General features: G+C 68.0%; 16 protein-coding genes. 4 read left to right on the top strand and 12 right to left on the bottom strand.

Annotated features, from left to right (window positions below):
• Positions 1-286 precede the first annotated feature (286 nt).
• Positions 287-2,113: a hypothetical protein gene (locus Q0982_RS09290; RefSeq protein ID WP_299394520.1), complete on the top strand. Its 1,827-nt coding sequence runs from the start codon at positions 287-289 to the stop codon at positions 2,111-2,113.
• Here Q0982_RS09290 and Q0982_RS09285 read toward each other — a convergent pair.
• The 7 genes from Q0982_RS09285 to Q0982_RS09255 all read right to left on the bottom strand — a co-directional run bounded on the left by Q0982_RS09285 (position 2,110) and on the right by Q0982_RS09255 (position 10,258).
• Positions 2,110-3,429 carry a radical SAM protein gene (locus tag Q0982_RS09285; RefSeq protein WP_299394519.1) on the bottom strand — a complete coding sequence of 440 codons (1,320 nt, stop codon included), beginning with the start codon at positions 3,427-3,429 and terminating at the stop codon, positions 2,110-2,112. The two genes, Q0982_RS09290 and Q0982_RS09285, sit on opposite strands and share 4 nt — an antisense overlap.
• 12 nt (positions 3,430-3,441) lie before the next feature.
• Positions 3,442-4,167 carry a hypothetical protein gene (locus Q0982_RS09280; protein ID WP_299394511.1) on the bottom strand — a complete coding sequence of 242 codons (726 nt, stop codon included), beginning with the start codon at positions 4,165-4,167 and terminating at the stop codon, positions 3,442-3,444.
• Positions 4,168-4,434: 267 nt separating this feature from the next.
• Positions 4,435-5,472 (bottom strand): site-specific DNA-methyltransferase, encoded by a 1,038-nt coding sequence (locus tag Q0982_RS09275; RefSeq protein ID WP_322096993.1) that lies wholly within the window; start codon positions 5,470-5,472, stop codon positions 4,435-4,437.
• A 141-nt stretch (positions 5,473-5,613) separates the two neighbouring features.
• Positions 5,614-6,231 carry a ribonuclease HII gene (locus Q0982_RS09270; protein ID WP_322096992.1) on the bottom strand — a complete coding sequence of 206 codons (618 nt, stop codon included), beginning with the start codon at positions 6,229-6,231 and terminating at the stop codon, positions 5,614-5,616.
• A 92-nt stretch (positions 6,232-6,323) separates the two neighbouring features.
• Positions 6,324-7,775 carry a cation:proton antiporter gene (locus Q0982_RS09265; protein WP_299394503.1) on the bottom strand — a complete coding sequence of 484 codons (1,452 nt, stop codon included), beginning with the start codon at positions 7,773-7,775 and terminating at the stop codon, positions 6,324-6,326.
• A 170-nt stretch (positions 7,776-7,945) separates the two neighbouring features.
• Complete coding sequence (locus Q0982_RS09260; protein WP_299394502.1) at positions 7,946-9,088, bottom strand: PA0069 family radical SAM protein; 1,143 nt, start codon at positions 9,086-9,088, stop codon at positions 7,946-7,948.
• 42 nt (positions 9,089-9,130) lie between these two features.
• Positions 9,131-10,258, bottom strand: a complete 1,128-nt coding sequence (locus tag Q0982_RS09255) for an aminoglycoside phosphotransferase family protein (protein ID WP_299394500.1) — start codon at positions 10,256-10,258, stop codon at positions 9,131-9,133.
• Positions 10,259-10,420: 162 nt separating this feature from the next.
• On the opposite strand from Q0982_RS09255, the gene Q0982_RS09250 reads away from it, so the two are divergent.
• Together Q0982_RS09250 and Q0982_RS09245 are read left to right on the top strand one after the other, a co-directional pair.
• Positions 10,421-11,137 carry a TIGR04283 family arsenosugar biosynthesis glycosyltransferase gene (locus tag Q0982_RS09250; protein WP_299394498.1) on the top strand — a complete coding sequence of 239 codons (717 nt, stop codon included), beginning with the start codon at positions 10,421-10,423 and terminating at the stop codon, positions 11,135-11,137.
• 13 nt (positions 11,138-11,150) lie between these two features.
• The gene (locus Q0982_RS09245) at positions 11,151-11,747 is read left to right on the top strand and encodes a TIGR04282 family arsenosugar biosynthesis glycosyltransferase (RefSeq protein ID WP_299394495.1); all 597 of its coding nucleotides are present in this window, start codon (positions 11,151-11,153) and stop codon (positions 11,745-11,747) included.
• Here the strand turns inward: Q0982_RS09245 and Q0982_RS09240 are convergent, their stop codons facing one another.
• From Q0982_RS09240 to Q0982_RS09220, 5 genes are all read right to left on the bottom strand, one after another.
• Complete coding sequence (locus Q0982_RS09240; RefSeq protein ID WP_322096990.1) at positions 11,748-12,485, bottom strand: nitroreductase family protein; 738 nt, start codon at positions 12,483-12,485, stop codon at positions 11,748-11,750. It abuts the gene before it with no gap.
• Between the two features lie 158 nt (positions 12,486-12,643).
• Positions 12,644-13,189, bottom strand: coding sequence for a molybdenum cofactor biosynthesis protein B (moaB, locus tag Q0982_RS09235; protein WP_299394493.1), 546 nt, complete (start codon positions 13,187-13,189; stop codon positions 12,644-12,646).
• Positions 13,176-15,137 (bottom strand): lytic transglycosylase domain-containing protein, encoded by a 1,962-nt coding sequence (locus tag Q0982_RS09230; RefSeq protein WP_299394490.1) that lies wholly within the window; start codon positions 15,135-15,137, stop codon positions 13,176-13,178. Before Q0982_RS09230 ends, moaB begins: the two co-directional genes overlap by 14 nt.
• Before the next feature lie 197 nt (positions 15,138-15,334).
• Positions 15,335-16,255, bottom strand: coding sequence for a uracil-DNA glycosylase family protein (locus Q0982_RS09225; protein ID WP_299394488.1), 921 nt, complete (start codon positions 16,253-16,255; stop codon positions 15,335-15,337).
• Positions 16,256-16,409: 154 nt separating this feature from the next.
• A complete protein-coding gene (locus Q0982_RS09220; protein ID WP_299394487.1) occupies positions 16,410-16,898 on the bottom strand; it encodes a hypothetical protein in 489 nt (162 codons plus the stop codon).
• A gap of 218 nt (positions 16,899-17,116) precedes the next feature.
• On the opposite strand from Q0982_RS09220, the gene Q0982_RS09215 reads away from it, so the two are divergent.
• Positions 17,117-17,941 (top strand): NAD(P)/FAD-dependent oxidoreductase (locus Q0982_RS09215; protein WP_322096989.1); only part of this gene is annotated, 825 nt, incomplete at its 3' end.

Below are 17,941 nucleotides of genomic sequence, written 5' to 3'. Positions count from 1 at the left end.
ACGCCAAATCCACAAAACAATACCCGCGCCGGGGGCGGCGCGGCTTCGATTTATTTCATTCGCGGCGGAAGGGACCTTGCGGCGGAGAGCTCCCTGTACCCCAAAGGGCGTGAGGCGGCGCCTCACGATGTGAGGGCCGGCGCATTTTCCTGAAGCCCGGCTTGGGCTATGCTCGTAGATAAGGCCGCCGATCAGACGAAAAGACCAAGCCATGCCCGGCCCAATGCCCGGCCCAATAACCGGCCCCAACGCAGGCCAGAATCCAAGCCAACCTCCTGTCCTGGCTGTGCTTCCCTTTCAGGTTGCAGGCGACGCTGCCGCTGCCGACCCCCTGGCGCAGGGGCTGCTGGAAGACATCTGCGGCGAACTCACGCGCTTCCGCAGCCTGCAGGTCATCTCCTGGATGTCGTGTATGGCCGTGGCCGGCCTCTCCGACCGGGAAGCCGGGGCACGCCTGGGGGCCAGCCACCTGCTGCGCGGCAGCCTGCGGCGTGCCGGCGAGCGGCTGCGGGTGACCGCCGCCTTGGTGGACTGCGGCGGCGGCCGCCAACTCTGGAGCGAGCAGTACGACTTCTCCGCCGGCGATGTCTTTGCCGTCCAGGACGAGGTCGTCGCCCGCATCGCCGCCACGCTTTCGACGCGGCTGGAGGAGACGGCGCGCGACGATCTGCGGCGCAAGCCGACGGACTCCCTGGCCGCCTACGAGCTTACCCTGCGGGGCCTCGCTTTGCTGCGCAACGGCAGTGCCAGCGCAGACGAAGAAGCCCGCGGTCTTTTCGAGCGCGCCATCGACCTGGACCCGCACTACGCGCGCGCCCATGCAGGCGTTTCGCTCTCCTGGTTCAACGAGTGGAGCTGCCATTTCTGGTCGCAGTTCGAAGAAAACGGCCAGCGTGCCTATACACACGCCCACCGCGCCCTGGAGATCGACGACCGCGACGCCCTTTTGCACGTCGTCATCGGCAAGGTGCTGAACTACAGGCGGGAGTTCGACCGCGCCGCCTGGTACTTCGACCGCGCCCTGGCGCTCTGCCCGAACGACGCCGACATGCTGATGGAGATGTCGGTCGGCGAGGCCTTCCTCGGCCGGCCGGAGCTTGGCGCCGAGCACGCCGAACGGGCCCTGCGTCTCAACCCCTGTCATCCGAACCATTACTTCGCCTACGCGGCTATCGCCCATACCGCTGCCGGAGATTACGAACGGGCCGCCGCCCTGGCCGCGGCCATCGACGGCTTTCCCATCGTCGATGTGCCCGCCTTCGTCGCCATCGCTTACGCCAGGCTCGGGCGGATGGAGGAGGGGCGGGCAATGCTGGCGGTCTATGAGCGGGAGTACCGCGACTGGATCAACGGCGGCCGCGAGCCTGAGCCGGGCGAGGCCTGCCGCTGGCTGCTGACGGTCAACCCCTACCGCCGTGCCGAAGACCGCGCGGTCCTGGCCGAGGGGTTTCGCCTGTTGGACGATGCCTGCGGTAGGCCCTCCGAGGCTGCGGCCTCCGGCACCGCCCGGGGCAGCAATCCCGCAGCGGCGGAACCGGCGGCGCTGGTGCCGGAGGCCGGCCAGTGGCGGCTGGCGTTTGCCGGACAGACGGTGCGGCTTCCTGCCCTCAAGGGGCTGCACGACATCCGCCGCCTGCTGGAGCGTCCGGGGACCGAGGTGCATTGCCTCGATCTCGCCGAACGCAGCGACGAGCACTTCGCCGGCGACGCGGCGCTCGACGAGCCGGCGCGCCGGGCTCTCAAGGCGCGTATTCGCGATTTGCAGGAAGACCTGGCCGAGGCGGAGGACCGCAACGATCCGCTGCAGGCCGAACGGCTGCGCGGCGAGATCGGGGAGCTGGTCGATACCCTGGCCAAGGCCTTGGGCCTGGGCGGGCGCAGCCGCCGTCTCGGCAGCCTGGCCGAGCGGGCGCGCACCACCGTCACCTGGCGCATCCGCCATGCCCTGCGCAAGATCGAGGCCGCCCACCCGGCGCTCGGCCGCCACCTCGCCAACAGCCTGCGCACCGGCACCTTCTGCGCCTACCGCCCGGAACGGCCGATCGACTGGCAGCTCGCAGAAGAACCCAAAGCGGCGCGGCAGCAGCAGGCCCCTGCGCGGTCCCGGGCCTAGGAGATGTTGGACGGAGCGTGAGACTGAAGTCGCCGAAAGGCGCCACGGCGCTGGCGTCTGAAGTCGTCGCTGTATAGGGTTGCGATGAGGGCATGAAACCGCGATTCCAGATCGCTGGCGCTCATGGTTTGCGGCTTGAAGGTCACGTCAAAAAGCGTGCACGCCTCCCAGGCGTCTTCCTCCAGAAGGCGCCCTGCGTCGCGCAGGCGCGCATAAAGCGGTGTTCCGGGAAAGGGCGTCTGCAACGTCACCTGCACCTCGTAGAGGCCGCTTTCGCGCACGAACGTTATGACGTCGTTGAAGCTGCTCTCATCCTGGCCGTCGAGACCCAGAATGAAGCAGCCGTTAACCGTGATTCCCTGCCGCTGAATGCGTTCGATCGCGGCCAGATTCGTTGCAACGCGCCCGGCCTTCCAGTTCGACTTTGTCTCCAGCCCATCCAGCCCGCGGCGGCTCGGCGCCTCCAGCCCAATGAGCAACTGGCTGCAACCAGAATCCCTCAGCATCGCAAGCAACTCAAGATCGTCAGCGACGGAGATGTCTGTCTCGGTGAACCAGCGGATGCCTTCTTGGGCGATTGCCCGCACCAGGCGCTTCGCGTGGGAACGGTTGGCGAAGCTGTTGTCGTCAGCCAATTCAATGAAGGGGTTCGGCCAGATCTCCTTGATGCGCCTGATCTCGGCAATCACTTTCTCCACCGGCTTGACCTTGAAGCGGGGAGAAAGGCGGATGGAGGCGGCACAGAACTCGCAGGAAAAGGGGCAGCCGCGCTGGGTCTGGACTGTAAGGCGATTGTAGCGCGCGGGATCCAGTAGGTCGAAACGCGGCATCGGAGCGGCAGCGAGATCGAAGCTCTCGCCGCGAGCATCGTAGACCTGCTTGAGCTGCTTTCTTTCGAGGTCTGTCACGACCTGCGGCCAGAGCCCTTCCGCCTCGCCGAGCACCACGGCATCGGCATGCTGTGCGGCCTCTTCCGGGCAGGCGGTGACGTGCAGGCCGCCGAGGATTACTCTCACCCCAGCCATTCGATACCGGTCAGCGAGGCGGTAGGCATCCTTGATCTGGGCGGTATAGCTTGAGATCGCAACCGCGTCGAAGCCGTCTGGCAGCTCATGAGACTCGGAGAGGTCTGGGAGCTCCAGGTATCGGACGTCGATGTGCCTGGGTGTCAGCCCCGCGAGGGTCAGCAGGGCGAGGCTAGGCAGGGACGCGATCACCTTGCTGCGTTCGACAAAGCCCGGCAGCGTCAGCCCCAGGGCGGTCAGCTCGGGGTTTTGTACCCGCACCCCACTCATGGCGATGAGGCCGAGCTTCATGCCTTTGTGGACCTAGCTGCCGTGTCTCTCATCGCTTCTCTTGTCCCATCGGGACGGCCGCGCCTTGAGGCATAGAATCATGTAGGCGAGGAGAAGAAACGGAAGGGCGATAGAGGAGAACAACGTGATGGTGATCAACACGGCGTAGGCCGCATCGTTCGGGGTTCTCTGGGCGGGGTCCAGACCGCCCATGATCTCAAAAGTGGCATGTTCAAGGTTGAACAGGCTGAGGGCAACCACGATGAGAGCAATCGGCAGAAGAGTGCCCACGAAACTGACGCCGAGTGTGAGGCCCGCCGCGCGCTGCAGGAAGACCCACAGGAGGATGACCCGCCAGAGCGCGACCGTCACGAGAAACCAGATGTTGACGCTCTGAGCGGCATCAAGAGAGAGGAAGCGCTCCACCGGTATTGCATAGAGTATGGCCGGTGGGGAGGTCAGTGCGACGAAGACGAGAACCGAGCGGTAGCGCCAGCCGCGCGGATTCAGGGGCCAGACGATAATCCAGAGCAGCAGCGCCATCACGAAGACATAGGCGACCGAACCCAGGCCGAGTGTCTGCCAGAGCTCAGCCCTCGGGTTATCCCAGTAGCGTCCGATGCCCGCAAGCCAGGCAAAGGCCAGCCCCATTGCGACATAGAGCGGTCCCAGGCGCTTCAGATCCGGCACCGCCGGGCGAAAGGCCAGCAGCCGGCCGGTGGTCAGCAACACCTCACCAACGTCGCTGAGCTTGTACATCGGCCAACTCCTTCCGGGCCAAGGGCCATCGCTGATCCCGCGTCACGAGGTGGACCGCACCTGCGGCTGCCTTCTTCATAGCGGAAGACTCGCCGGCGAGTCACCCTGTGGTTGAGCCCTGCTCAGGGTGATGTCGTTCTACAGACCGTGCGCTGTGGCCGTAGGAGCCGCGGCTAGGTGCTTGTCATCGACCGCGCCAGCGGGAACGCCCTTCGAGTTGGTCAAAGTTCGGGGGGCTCGAGCCGTTTCGGCGCTACTCGAGAGACTTCAGTTCAGCGTCTTGCCGAGATTGGCGCGAAGCTTCTGGCGCAGCACGTCGATGGAGACCGGCTTGCCGTCGGCCTTGATGTGCCAGAAGGACCAGCCGTTGCAGGAGGGGGCGCCCTGCAGGTGGGCGCCGACCTGGTGGATGGAACCCTTGAAGTCGCTGGTGATGAGGGTGCCGTCGGCGCGCACCTTGGCGCGCCAGCGCTTGTCGGGCCCGTGCAGCACGGTGCCGGGCTCCAGCAGGCCGTGTTCTATCAGCCAGCCGAAGGGGATGCGCGGCTCCTGGCGCTTGGCCGGGGTCTCGACCAGTTCCAGATCCTTGACCGGCTGCACCTGGGCGATGCGCTGCTCGGCCAGCTTCACGTAGCCCGCATCGCGCTCCAGCCCGATGAAGCGGCGGCCCAGCTTCTTGGCAACCGCGCCGGTGGTGCCGCTGCCGAAGAAGGGATCGAGCACGACCTCGCCCGGCTTGGTGGCGGCCATGATGACGCGGTGGAGCAGCGCTTCGGGCTTCTGGGTCGGGTGGCCCTTCTCACCCTGGTCGTTCTTCAGCCGCTCGCCGCCGCTGCAGATCGGGATCAGCCAGTCGCTGCGCATCTGCAGATCGTCGTTCAGCCGCTTCATGGCGTCGTAGTTGAAGGTGTAGCGGGTATCCTTGTCCTTGGCCGCCCAGATCAGGGTCTCGTGCGCGTTGGTGAAGCGCCGGCCGCGGAAGTTCGGCATGGGGTTGGACTTGCGCCACACCACGTCGTTGAGGATCCAGTAGTCCAGGTCCTGCAGCGCCGTGCCGACGCGGAAGATGTTGTGGTAGCTGCCGATCACCCAGAGCGTGCCGCTGTCCTTCAGCACGCGGCGCGCGGCGCGCAGCCAGCGGCGGGTGAAGTCGTCGTAGGCGGCGAAGCTGTCGAACTGGTCCCAGGCGTCGTCCACCGCATCGACGCGGGTATTGTTGGGCCGGTAGAGCTCGCCGTCGAGCTGGAGGTTATAGGGCGGGTCGGCGAAAACCATGTCCACCGAGGCTTCCGCCATCTCCTCCATCAACGCGATGCAGTCGCCCTGCTTGACCACATCTTTCTGCACGCCGGTCGATCCCCCCTCTCTTGCGCGAAAGCGGGCATCCTGAGTCACCCGGGGACTCCCGTCAAGAGTCTATGAGACTCAAGATGTTAGGGATTGTTGTTAAGAGACTTTGGCGATTGCCTCCCGGATCGGGCGGAAGGAGCGGCGGTGCTGTGGCGTCACGCCCAGTCGGGCGATGCCCTCGCGGTGCTCGGCGGTGCCGTAGCCCTGGTTGCGTTCCCAGCCGTAGCCGGGATGCGCGCGGGCCAGGGCGGCCATGGTGCGGTCGCGGCTGACCTTGGCGATCACTGAGGCCGCGGCGATGGACAGCGAGCGGGAATCGCCCTTGACCACGGTGCGCAGGGGGCAGGTCAGGTCAGGCTTCTGATTGCCGTCGACCAGGGCTGCATCGGCGGTCAGCGGCAGCGCTGCCGCGGCGCGCCGCATGGCCAGGAGCGAGGCCTGGAGGATGTTCAGACGGTCGATCTCCGCGACGCTGGCCTCTCCCAGCGCGACCGCGCCGGCCTCCGGCGGCAGCGCCTGCAGCGCATCGAAGAGGGCTTCGCGCGCCCGTGCCGTCAGCTTCTTGGAATCGTCCAGGCCGTCGCGCAGCGTTGCCGGCAGGCCTTCGTGCCGCAGCCAGACCGCTGCGGCCACCACCGGCCCGGCCCAGGGCCCGCGGCCGGCTTCGTCCAGGCCGATGATCCGCAGGCTGGGACGGGGCGTATCTGAGCCCAGGCTTTCGGCGAATGCGTGTTCGAGGGCGAAGTCCGGCACGGGAGGTGGGGGTCCGGCAGCGTTAAAGGATGGCCGCCCGCCCCGGTCTACGGTCAGTCCGCTTCCGCCCCACCAGGATTGAGGGGCGGCGACGGACTGCGCCGGGGGGATGGCGACCCAGTGCCATCAAGGTCGCCGCCATTATGGGTAGGGCCGGCGTCCGGCGCCAGCGGCTTTTGGTCGCGTTGGGAGGCCCCGAGCATCTTTGGCGCCAAGGGTCCGGCGGCGCGCCGCAGCCAGTCGCCGATGCGTCCGCCGATAAGCCCGCCCGAGCGGCCGAGCGCCTTTGCCTCCGGCCCCAGGGTGAGGCGCAGGGTCTCGCGGCCGGAGGTGATGCCGAGCAGGGCGATGCGGTGCAGCCGCCGCGCGGCCTCCAGCCAGATCGGGCTGCCGATCAGCGACAGCACGGTGACGGCCACCAGCAGGCGGTGCTCCTCCGGCGAGATCACGCCGGCGGTGAGGCCAAGGGCGGCGAGAATGAAGGAGAACTCGCCGAGCTGGGCCAGCATGACACCGGAGAGAAAGGCGCGCGGCCAGGTCTCCCCCATCGCACGGATGACGACGATGTTGAGGGCGGTCTTGAGGATCGCCACGAAGGTGACGATGAGGATGACGGTGCCCAGGTTCTCCCAGATGTAGCCGAGATCCATCAGCAGGCCGATGGTGAGGAAAAAGACCATCAGCAGCACGCTCTGGATCGGCGCGGTGTAGTGCATCATCACCCGCCGGCTGGTGGAGTTGCCGATCACCAGCCCGGCCAGGAAGGCGCCGTAGGAGGCGGAGAGCTCCATCAGGCCGGACAGCGCCGCGGCGCCGAAACAGAAGGCAAGCCCGGCCAGAGGCGTCAGGTCGGCATTGCGCCCGACGGACTTGGCAAAGGGCAGGCGCAGCCGGCGGCCGCGGCCGAGGTAGACCAGCAGGATCCCCAGGAAGGCGATGGAGAGACCGAGCTTGATGAGCGTCCCGGCCCCGATCGAGGCGTTCTCGCCGGTGAAAGTGCTCACCACCAGCATCATCGGGATCACCGCCAGGTCCTGGGCGATCAGGATGCCGATGGTGACGTTGCCGACGCGGGTGCCCTTCTCGCCGATCTCTTCCAGCATCTTGATGGCGATGGCGGTGGAGGAGAGGGCGACGACGAAGCCCAGCACCACCGTCAGGCCGATGGGCCAGTCGAGATAGAAGCCGAGCAGCGACATGGCGAGCACGCCGACGGCGATCTGGAAGAGGGTGGTCATCAGCGCGATGCGCCAGACCGCCTTCAGGCTGCGGAGTTGCAGCTCCATGCCGATGAAGAACAGCAGCATGAGCACGCCGAGTTCGGCGAGCAACTGCACCTGATCGCGGTTTTCGACGAAGCCGAAGCCGGAGGGGCCGAGGGCGGCGCCGGCCAGGATGTAGCCCAGCAGGATCGGCTGGCGGAAGGACCGGACGATGAGCCCGCAGCAAAGCGCGGCGACCACCACGATCGCCAGTTCGGTGATGCTGCTGGTATGGCCCTCCATGACCGGTCTCTGATCTCGTCAAATCGCCAGGGCGCGCCGCCGCGGCCCGCCTCCCTTCTGTTTAGCAGGCTGCTGCTTTCAAAAGAGTGAAGGCCGGACAAGGCGTTAGCCGCGATTTCGCTGGCCCGGCAGGCAAGGGGCGCTTGAAGGCGCGGTAGCGGGGATTTGCGTTAAAAGAACGAGAGCTGGCGCTTGTCGGTCTTGGCTTCGGCTGCCGGCGGCTCGAACTGGCTGCAATCGAGGTCGCCGAGGCCCCTGCGCTTGAAGCCCCCGCGGTTGAGGCCGAGGCGCCCTTCGGCCCGCTTGAAACGCTGGGCCAGGAGGTCGGAGTAGACCCCGCTGCCGCGCTGGCGCAGGCCGAACTCCGGCTGGTAAAGGGCGCCGTCGCGGGTCTCCCGCACCAGCTTCATGACCTTGGACTTGCGGTCCGGGAAGTGGGCCTCCAGCCACTCGGCGAAGAGGTCCTTGATCTCGAGCGGCAGGCGTAAGAGCACATAGCCCGCCGTGGTGGCGCCGGCCCGCGCCGCCGCCTCCAGCAGTGCTTCCAGCTCGTGGTCGTTGATGGCCGGGATCATCGGCGCGGTCAGCACCCCGGCGGGCACGCCGGCGGCGTTGAGGGTGCGCAGCGCCTGCAGGCGCCGCTCCGGCGTCGGCGCGCGCGGCTCCATCACCCGGCTCAGCTTGCGGTCCAGGGAGGTGACCGAGATCATCACCCGCACCAGCCGTTCCCGCGCCATGGGGGCCAGGATGTCGAGGTCCCGCAGGACGAGGTTGGACTTGGTGACGATGGTGAAGGGATGGCGGGTGTCGCGCAGCACCTCCAGGATCTGGCGGGTGACCTTCAGCCGCTTCTCGATGGGCTGGTAGGGATCGGTGTTGGTGCCCAGGGCGATGGGTTCGGGCTTGTAGCTCTTGCGCGCCAGTTCGGCCCGCAGGAGGTTCGCCGCCTCCGGCTTGGCCAGCAGCTTGGTCTCGAAATCGAGGCCGGGCGAATAGCCGAGCCAGGCATGGCTCGGGCGCGCAAAGCAGTAGATGCAGCCGTGCTCGCAGCCCCGATAGGGGTTGATGGAGCGGTCGAAGGGCACGTCGGGGGAGGTGTTGCGGGCAATGATCGTGCGCGTCGCATCCCAGGTCACCTCGGTCGGACGCGGCGGCGGATCGGCCCCGAAACCGGGCTCGCCGAAGCCGCTGCTGCCGGGGTCCTGACCCCAGCCATCGTCTATGGCGACGCGGGTGAAGGGCTCGTAGCGCCCGCTGGCATTGCTGACGGCGCCACGGCCCTTGCGTGGTTTATCGGGGATCAGATCAACCATGCGCAGAGGGTAGCGCAGAGATAAGAACAAAGCAAGAACAAACTATTGATCCGACAGCACTTCCGTCAGGGCGCCGGGGCTCAGCCATTCGCTCCGCATGCGCGCCAGAACCGGCGGCGAAAGGTAGAGCGCGACCCGTCCGGCGACATGGGCAACGAGCGCAGGATCGCTGTTTTCAGCGGACCAGTCCTCGGTGCTCTCCGCCGCCGCCTTGTCGGCGGTGCGGGCCCTCGCCTGCAGCACCTGCCACTTGGCGCACCAGGTGATGGCGCGCAGGAAGAGGAGGCGGCGCAGCGGCAGCAGCCAGGGGCGTAGCCGCGCCGCCCAGGCGGCGCCGCGGAGCTCGGCGGCGACCGCCAGATAGCGGGCATAGAAGGCGGCGACCTCCCCGACTTCCAGCTCTGCCGAGGTCGCGACGTCCCAGGTGGTTGAGGAGTAGACGCTGGCATGGGCGAGGTCGATTCCGGGGGCGCCGTAGAGCGCCTTTTCCAGGTCGACGATGATGGCCCGCCCTTGGCGATCGATCAGGAAGTTGCCGGGGTGGGTGTCGGTCAGCACCAGGGCGCGGGGCTGCGGTGTGCCGGCCTCTGCAATCTCGGCGGCGTAGGCGCGCGCCCAGGCCAACTCCTCCGCGATGGCCCGGGCGCTTTCCCGATCGAGACCGGCTTCCGGCAGGAAGGCGGCCTGGGCCTCGATCTCGGTCAGGGCGCCGGCAACCGGGTCGCGGTGGTCGGCCAGCGGCGCCCGCGCGCCCTCCGGCGGCAGCGGCAGGCTGTGCACCCGGGCCATGGCCTCGGCCAGGGCCGGCAGGTCCCCCGGCAGGTGCGGTGGGCGACCGTCGATGCGCTCCACCGCCAGGGCGCCCATGGGCAGGCCCGCGTCCGGCGCCAAGACGCCGAACAGCCTGGGGCCGCGGGCGCTGACGGCGACCCGCTCGAAGCAGGCGGCCTGATAGGCCAGGTTGTCGGCGGCGTTGAAGGCGAACTGACTTTGCCGCGGCACCCGCAGCAGCACCGCCCGGCCCTCGAGGCGCAGGCCCTCCATCGTCACGTGGTCATGCGCCAGGCCGGTGGTCGGCATGAGCGCGAGCTGTTCCCGCGCGACGCCGGCGAAGGCCGGCAGCGCCGTCAGGCCGCGCAGCAGCGCATCGATGTCGGGTCCGTCGGGCAAGGCCGGCTCCGGGTTCGGGAAAGACGCCCGGACCGCTAGCACGGGCGCCGCCGCACCGCCAAGCGCGCGGCGGCTACGATCACGAAAACTTGGCCCGCGCCGACTCCCGCGCCTTGCGGCGCGTTGTGTTCGACCTCCAGGGCCCCGTGCTAAGTCTTGGCCATGCGCCGCCCTTCGCTCTCCCCTTCGCTTTCGGTCGTCATTCCCACACTCGACACCGCCGATGGTTTGCGGGCCTGTCTGGCGGCGCTGGCCGAGGCACGCCGGGACGGCCTGCTGACGGAGATCGTCCTCGCCGCTGCCGGTGACACGGCGGCCAGCCGCGCTCTGGCGGAGCAGGCCGGTGCCAGGGTCATCGAAACGCCGCGCGGCAGAGGGTCTCAACTCCGCGCCGGGGCCGCGGCGGCCAGCGGCGACTGGCTGCTCTTCCTGCACGCCGACACGCTGCTTCAGTCCGGCTGGGCTGATGAGGCCGCTGCTTTCATGACCGCCGGGGCCGCGGGGGAGCGGGCGGCCTGCTTCCGCTTCGCCCTGGACGATCCCGCCCCGCAGGCACGCCGTATCGAACGCCTGGCCAACTGGCGCAGCCGGCGCCTGGCTCTGCCCTACGGCGACCAGGGCCTGCTGATCGCCCGCGACCTTTACGGCCGGCTCGGCGGCATGCGCCCGTTGCCGCTGATGGAGGATGTCGACTTCGTGCGGCGCCTGGTGCGGCGGCAGGGGCGCAGCGCCCTTAGGATGCTTAAGAGCCGCGCGGTGACCTCCGCAGTGCGCTATCGCCGGGGCGGCTGGCTGCTGCGGCCCTTGCGCAACCTCTCGATCCTCGCACTTTACTTCGCGGGCACGCCGCCCCGGGTTCTGGCGCGGCTCTACGGTTAGAAGAGAGCGAGGAATGCTGGAGAACCATCTTGTCGTCATGGCGCGCGCGCCGCGCCTGGGCACTGTGAAGCGGCGTCTCGCGCGCGACCTCGGGACCGTCGCCGCGCTGCGTTTCTACCGTAGTCATACCGGCGACCTGCTGCGCCGCCTGTCGCCCGATCCGCGCTGGCGGCTCTGGCTCGCGGTGACGCCGGACTGCGCCGCCCGCGACGGCAGAGGGCTCTGGCCCTTCGAGGGCACGCTGGTGGCCCAGGGCAGCGGCGATCTCGGCCGGCGTATGGGCCGGCTGTTCGAGGACCTGCCGCCCGGCCCTTTGGTGCTGGTGGGCAGCGACATCCCCGGCATCCGCCGTGACCACATCGCCGCCGCCTTCCGCGTGCTGGGCGCCAAGGACTGGGTCTTCGGCCCGGCGGCGGACGGCGGCTACTGGCTGGTCGGCGCCCGCCGGCGGCCGCGCATCGTGGCGCCCTTTGACGGCGTGCGCTGGTCCAGCGTCACGACGCTGGCGGACACGCTGGCCAACCTCGGCAGCTGTGACGTCGGCTTCGTCGAGACCCTGCGCGACGTCGATACCGCAGCCGACCTCACGGCCCTGCGTGGCGGGCGCTGATCAGCAAAACGTCGCAATCTCGTCCAGGGACTTCTTGCGCTTGGCGTGCTTGGGTACGGTGGCGTCTTCCGTCGCGTGCCCGGCGACCAGGATCATGTAGGGCTTCTCGTTCTCCGGCCGGCCGCAGATCTCGTTCAGGAAGCGCATGGGGTTGGGTGTGTGGGTCAGGGTCGCCAGCCCGGCGCAGTGCAGGGCCGTGATCAGCATGCCGGTGGCGATGCCCACCGACTCGTTGATGTAGTAGTTCTTGACGATCTTGCGGTCGGCGGAAACGCCGTAACGTTCGGCGAAGATGACGATCAGCCAGGGTGCGGTCTCCAGAAAGGGCTTCTCGTCGTCGGTGCCGAGCGGCGCCAGGGCGGCCAGCCAGTCGTCGCCCGCCTTGCCGTCGTAGAAGGCCTTCTCCTCGGCCTCCGCCGCCTGGCGGATGCGGCGTTTCATCTCCGGGTCGCCGACAGCGACGAAGTGCCAGGGCTGTCGGTTGGCGCCGCTGGGCGCGCGCCCGGCGGCCAGGATGCAGCTCTCGATGACCATGCGCGGCACCGGCGTGGGGGCAAAGTCGCGGATCGAATGGCGGGTCTTCGCCTCTTCCAGGAACTTGGCGGCGCGCTCGGCCATCTCCACGTCGGTGAAGCTGCGGCGGTCGGGCAGGGGAATTGCCTCGTAGCTTTCAGTGGTCAGATCGCTGTCGGTGATGCGCGCTTCGTTCGCGGTGCCGTCGTTCATGCCGTCATTCATGACTGTCTCCTCCTGCCGCGCCCCTGCCTGGTGCGTACCCTGGACAAGAGTAAAGCCTCTCGCCCCCGGCTTTCAAAGCGGAAAGGCGAATGCGCGCGCAATTGTGTTGCGCGCAGGCTCTGGCGATTTTGAATCTGCTGGAGTCGACCGCTGCCCGGTCAGCTTGCCGCCTTCAGGTGTTCCTTCAGGCGCGGCATCAGCTCGACCAGGTTGCAGGGCTTGTGGCGGGAGTCGAGCTGGTACTTCAGGATCTCCTCCCAGCCGTCCTTGCAGGCCGAGGGCGAGCCGGGCAGGGCGAAGAGGTAGGTGCCGTCGGCGACGCCGCCGATGGCGCGGCTCTGGATGGTGGAGGTACCGACCTTCTGGTAGCTGATCCAGCGGAACAGCTCGCCGAAGCCCTCGATCTCCTTTTCCATTACCTGCTTGAAGGCCTCCGGCGTCACGTCGCGGCCGGTCACGCCGGTGCCGCCGGTGGTGATCACCACGTCCACGTCCGGATCGGCGATATGCTTGCGCAGGGTGGCGACGATCTTGTCGCTGTCGTCGGTGACGATCTCGCGCGCTGCCAGACTGTGGCCGTCGGCGGTGAGCATCTCCTGCAGCCGCTGGCCCGACTTGTCGTCCGCCAGCGTGCGGCTGTCGGAAATCGTCAGGACGGCGATGTTGATGGGCAGGAAGGGCAGGCTTTCGTCAATTCTGGCCATGTTGCGCGACCTCGGCACGGGTTCCGTCCAAGGCTACGTAATGCGGCCAGTCGCCGCCTGCAAGACGTTCCAGCGAAGGCGCGGGCTGGCCGAGCCGCTGGCGGTAGATCCAGAGATTGGTCAGAACCCGCTCGATGAAGAGCCGGGTTTCCCGCGACGGCAGGGCCTCGATGAACAGCAACGGGTCGTCGCCGGCCTTCATGTGGCGCTGCCACTTGCCCAGATTGCCGGGCCCGCCGTTGTAGGCGGTGGTCAACCGGAAGAGGTCGCCCTGCACCCGCTCGTGGCGCAGCAGATAGGCGATGTAGCGCTGGCCCAGCTCCATGTTCAGGCTGGGCTCGAAAAGCTCGTTGCGCCCGTTCTTGCCGCGGTAGCGCCGGTCGCGGGCCATGTAGCTGGCGGTGCGCGGCATAAGCTGCATCAGGCCGCGGGCGCCGTCCGGGCTCTTGGCCCGGGTGTTGAAGCCGGATTCCTGGCGCATCAGGGCGTAGATCAGGGCGCGGTCGACCTGAAAGCCGCTTTCCGGCTGCCAGGGCGGGATCGGGTAGAGCGCGGCGTCCAGCGCGCCGGGGGTCGCCCGGTTGTCGCCCAGACGAGCCAGTTGGGTGCCCATGCGAAAGGCCAGCGACGGCATGCGGGCATGCTGGGCCAGCGCCAGCAGGGCCTGGCTCATACGCGGGTCGTTCCAGGACCCGCCTTTCACCAGCTCCCGCTCGGCCGCTTCGCGGTCGCCCACCTGCATCAGCGCCAGCGCGCGGCTGCCGACCCGGTTGTTCTTCAGCAGCGCCGCCATCTGCGGGTCCATGCGGTGGGAGCCGAAGTCGAACTCGATCGGCATGCCCAGCGCCCGGCGCGCCAGCAGGCCGTAGAAGGTGTGCGGGTAGAGCGCGGCACGCTGCAGCAGCGGGCTGATGCGCTCCGGCCGCTGCAGGCGCAGGTGGGCGCGCGCCGCCCAGTAGGCGCCGGCGGCGATGTTCCAGCCGGCGGCGCGGTCGGTCTGGCCCAAGACCTCGAAGAATCCGGCCGCCGCTTCCAGCTCGCCGAGGCGCCAGGCGGCAAGCCCGGCGGTCCAGTTGATCATCGGTGCTGCATGGCCCGAGCGTTTGGCGGCCGGCGCTGCCAGGGCATAGGCCCGCTCCGGCCGGCCGTAGTAGAACCAGCCGGCCGCGACGCGCGCGCGGGCCTGATCCAGTTCCACCTGGTCCAGCAGTTTCTGGGTCGATGTCCGGTTCAGCAGGTCCTCGGTCACGGTGAAGCGCTGGCGCAGCACGTTGCGGCGCACCTGACGCTTGATCTTCGCGACCCGGCTGCGGGTGGCCTTGCTGCGCTGGCGCGGCGAGACGTATTCGCTGCTGACACGCTTTGCGGAGGACAGGATGCCCTTGCCCGGCGTGATCGGCGGCTGCGGTCGGCGGTAGTTCGCCGGGCGCCGCTTCAGGGCGAGCTTGTAGATGCGCGGTGCCTGCGGATGGTCGGCGTAGTCGTCCATCCAGGCTTTCAGCTCCTTGTAGCGGGAGCGGTAGGCCGTGGGGTGCAGATAGCGCTGGGCCAGGACGTGTCCCATCAGCACGCGGTTGTCGAGGGCGGCGATCAGAGCGTCCGCTTCCTTCCAGCGCCCCTTTTCCTGCACGGCGAAGATGCGGCGGTAGCGCTCGGCATCGGCGGGCGAGAGCACGGCCGGAAGTCCGTCGGGGCCGGGCAGGATGCCGCCGGGCAGTGCCGCGGCGTCGCCTGGAAGACTGTTGTTGAGGCCGGGTTGCCGGCTGTCAGGCTGAAGATCGCCCGGCTGCAGCACCTGCGCCTGGGCTGCTGCGCCGAGCGCCAGGGTGCCGGCCAGGCCGGCAGCAGCCAGGGCAGCGGTAAGGGCAGCGGTAAGGGCAGCGGTCAGGCGCAAAGGCAGCGTTGCCGCGCAGGCTCCCGCGCGGGCGATCTGACGGGGGATCGACAAGAAAAGCCGTGCCCCGGAAAACTGGACACGGACCCGACTCCTGAACTGCACTACCTCTCCCGGTGTTCTCATGGCCCCGGTGTTCGATAAAGGTTAATGAAGCGCTCATAAGACTGCAACCACGGCGGTCTTCAGGCGATCTTCAGAAGGCCACAGCGCGGGTTAAATCCGCGTTAAGCTTTGCAGCCGCCAGGGTTTTAGCGTCGGGGCGTCGAGCGAACTTCGGGGGCGGTCGGGCTGGATATCAGGCTTTGGGGGGAGAGCCCTTCGCGGGTCATCGCCTCGCTGAAGGCCAGCAGGTCGCGCCAGGCCTCCCGCTTCTGCGCCGGTTGGCGCAGAAGATAGGCCGGATGCAGGGTCGGCAGGGCGGGAATCGGTTCGCTGAGGCGGGGATGGCGGTAGTCGTCCCAGCGGCCGCGCAGCTTGAGGATGCCCTGGCTGCGGTTCAGCAGGGTCTTGGCCGACATCCCGCCCGTCAGCAGCAGCAGTTTCGGTTCCAGCAGTTCGACCTGGCGCTCGAGGAAGGGCAGGCAGACGGCGATCTCCGCCGGCGTGGGGTTGCGGTTGCCCGGCGGACGCCAGAACAGCAGGTTGGTGATGTAAACTTGGCTGCGGTCCAGCCCGATGGCCGCCAGCATGCGGTCCAGCAACTGGCCGGCCGGGCCGACGAAGGGCTTGCCCTGCCGGTCCTCCTGGCCGCCCGGCGCCTCGCCGATGATCATGATCTTGGCTTCGGGATTGCCGTCGTAGAGGCAGAGGTTGGTGGCGGTCGCCTTCAGCGGGCAGCCGTCGAAGGCCTCCAGCGTTTTGCGGATGTCCTCGACCGAAGAGGCCCCCTGGGCCAGGCGCTGCGCATCGGCCTGGGTTTCGCTGGCCGAGGTCAGGCTGGCCGGGCGGCGCGCGCGCGGCGCTGCGGGTGCGGCCTCCTGCAGGCCCGGACGGGCGGGCGCAGCGGCTGCCGCTGCAGGCTTCGCTGCCGCCGCCTGCAGTGGGCGCTGCGGTTCGGGCAGGCGGGTGCGGTCCAGCGCCGTCTCGCCGACGGCCTCGTCGGCGCCGGCATCGATCAGCCACTGGAGGGCGGCCAGGGCCTCGGTGTTGCGGGATGCTGGATCTGCCATGGATCCAGGCTAGCAGATGCGCCCCTTGGCCAGAAAGTCCGCAGTGTCAGGCTTTCGCGCAGTGTCGGGCTTTCGCGCAGTGTCGGGCTTTCGCGCAGTGTCGGGCTTCAGCAGGGCCCGGCTGCGACGTTTCGCGTCCTGGAGCGGCCGCGGCCTAGCGGTAAAGTGGCGAAACGAAGAGAACCAGCATGAGGTTGCCCATCAGCACGCTGACGATCATGAAGGCCAGCAGGGTGTAGCGATGGACGTTGGCTTCGCGGGAGGACTTGATGGCGCGAATCGCCTTGGCGTAGCTGGAGAGGTGCAGACCGATCTCGCGCAGTTTCTTGCGCTCCGTGTTCTGCCAGGCCTGATAGAGCGCCAGCGAATAGATGACTCCGCCGCTGCAGACAAAGCTGATGGCGATGATCAGGTTGGTCAGCAGCGGCTTTTGTTCGGCGAGCTGCGACAGGCCCATCAGGGCAATGAAGACGACCAGGATCGCACCCACCGACTTCCATTGCTGGGTCTTGGCAAAGCGAACGACCTCGACGGATTCGGCATAGAGCATGCGCATCTCCGCGTGGGTCAGGTCGTCAAGCTCGCTCGGGATGTTCTCCGGGCGCTCGTCGGACTCGAATCTCGTAAGGTCCTGTACGGCCATGGTTTTGCTTCTCCTGGCCTTTAAGGATGCCGGGCATTGGTAAATCCTCCGTAAAGCCCGATTCGGGAGTCCCAGGGGGCCGGGAGGGGCGGAAAATGGCCAGAAAGCGGCGTCCCTGCCGTGCGCGGGGAGGGGTCGGCATCTGTACTCTGGCGGCATAAATCTATAGGACAGTCCGAAAACGTGGGTCAGCCACGGCAGTTGAGGAGTGAGGGATCTTGGAACGCGAGTTCATGGAGTACGATGTGGTCATCGTCGGGGCGGGCCCGGCGGGACTGTCTGCCGCCATCCGTCTGCGCCAGTTGGCGCAGGAAAGCGGCCGGGAGATCACGGTCTGCGTGCTCGAAAAAGGCTCGGAGGTTGGCGCCCACATCCTCTCCGGCGCGGTGCTGGAGCCACGCGCCCTCAACGAGCTGATTCCCGACTGGAAGGAAAAGGGCGCGCCCCTGAACGCGCCGGTCGGCGACGAGAAGTTCATGCTGCTGCGCGAGAAGGGCAGCCTCTCGCTGCCCGTCTGGATGCTGCCGAGCCAGATGCACAACCACGGCAACTATGTGGTCTCGCTCGGCAACGTCTGCCGCTGGCTGGGAGAACAGGCGGAAGCCCTGGGCGCCGAGATCTATCCCGGCTTTGCCGCCGCCGAGGTGCTGTATCACGACGATGGCCGGGTGAAGGGCGTGGCCACCGGCGACATGGGCATCGGCCGCGATGGCGCGCAGAAGGCGTCCCACCAGCAGGGCATGGAGCTGCACGGCCGCTACGTTTTCTTCGGCGAGGGCTGCCGCGGTTCGCTCACCCGGCAGCTCGAACAGCGTTTCGGCCTGCGCGACGGCGCGGACCCGCAGACCTACGGCATCGGCATCAAGGAGCTCTGGCAGCTCGATCCCGCCAACCACAAGACCGGCACGGTCATTCACACCGCCGGCTGGCCGATGAACACCACCACCTGGGGCGGCTCCTTCATCTATCACCTGGAGGACAACCAGGCCTACGTCGGCTATGTCGTCGGCCTTGACTACGACAACCCGCATCTCTCGCCCTTC

The sequence above is a fragment of the Pelagibius sp. genome (assembly GCF_028281305.1).
In the GTDB taxonomy this organism is placed as follows: Bacteria; Pseudomonadota; Alphaproteobacteria; order Kiloniellales; family Kiloniellaceae; genus Pelagibius.
This window is presented reverse-complemented; position numbering and strand designations above follow the sequence as displayed.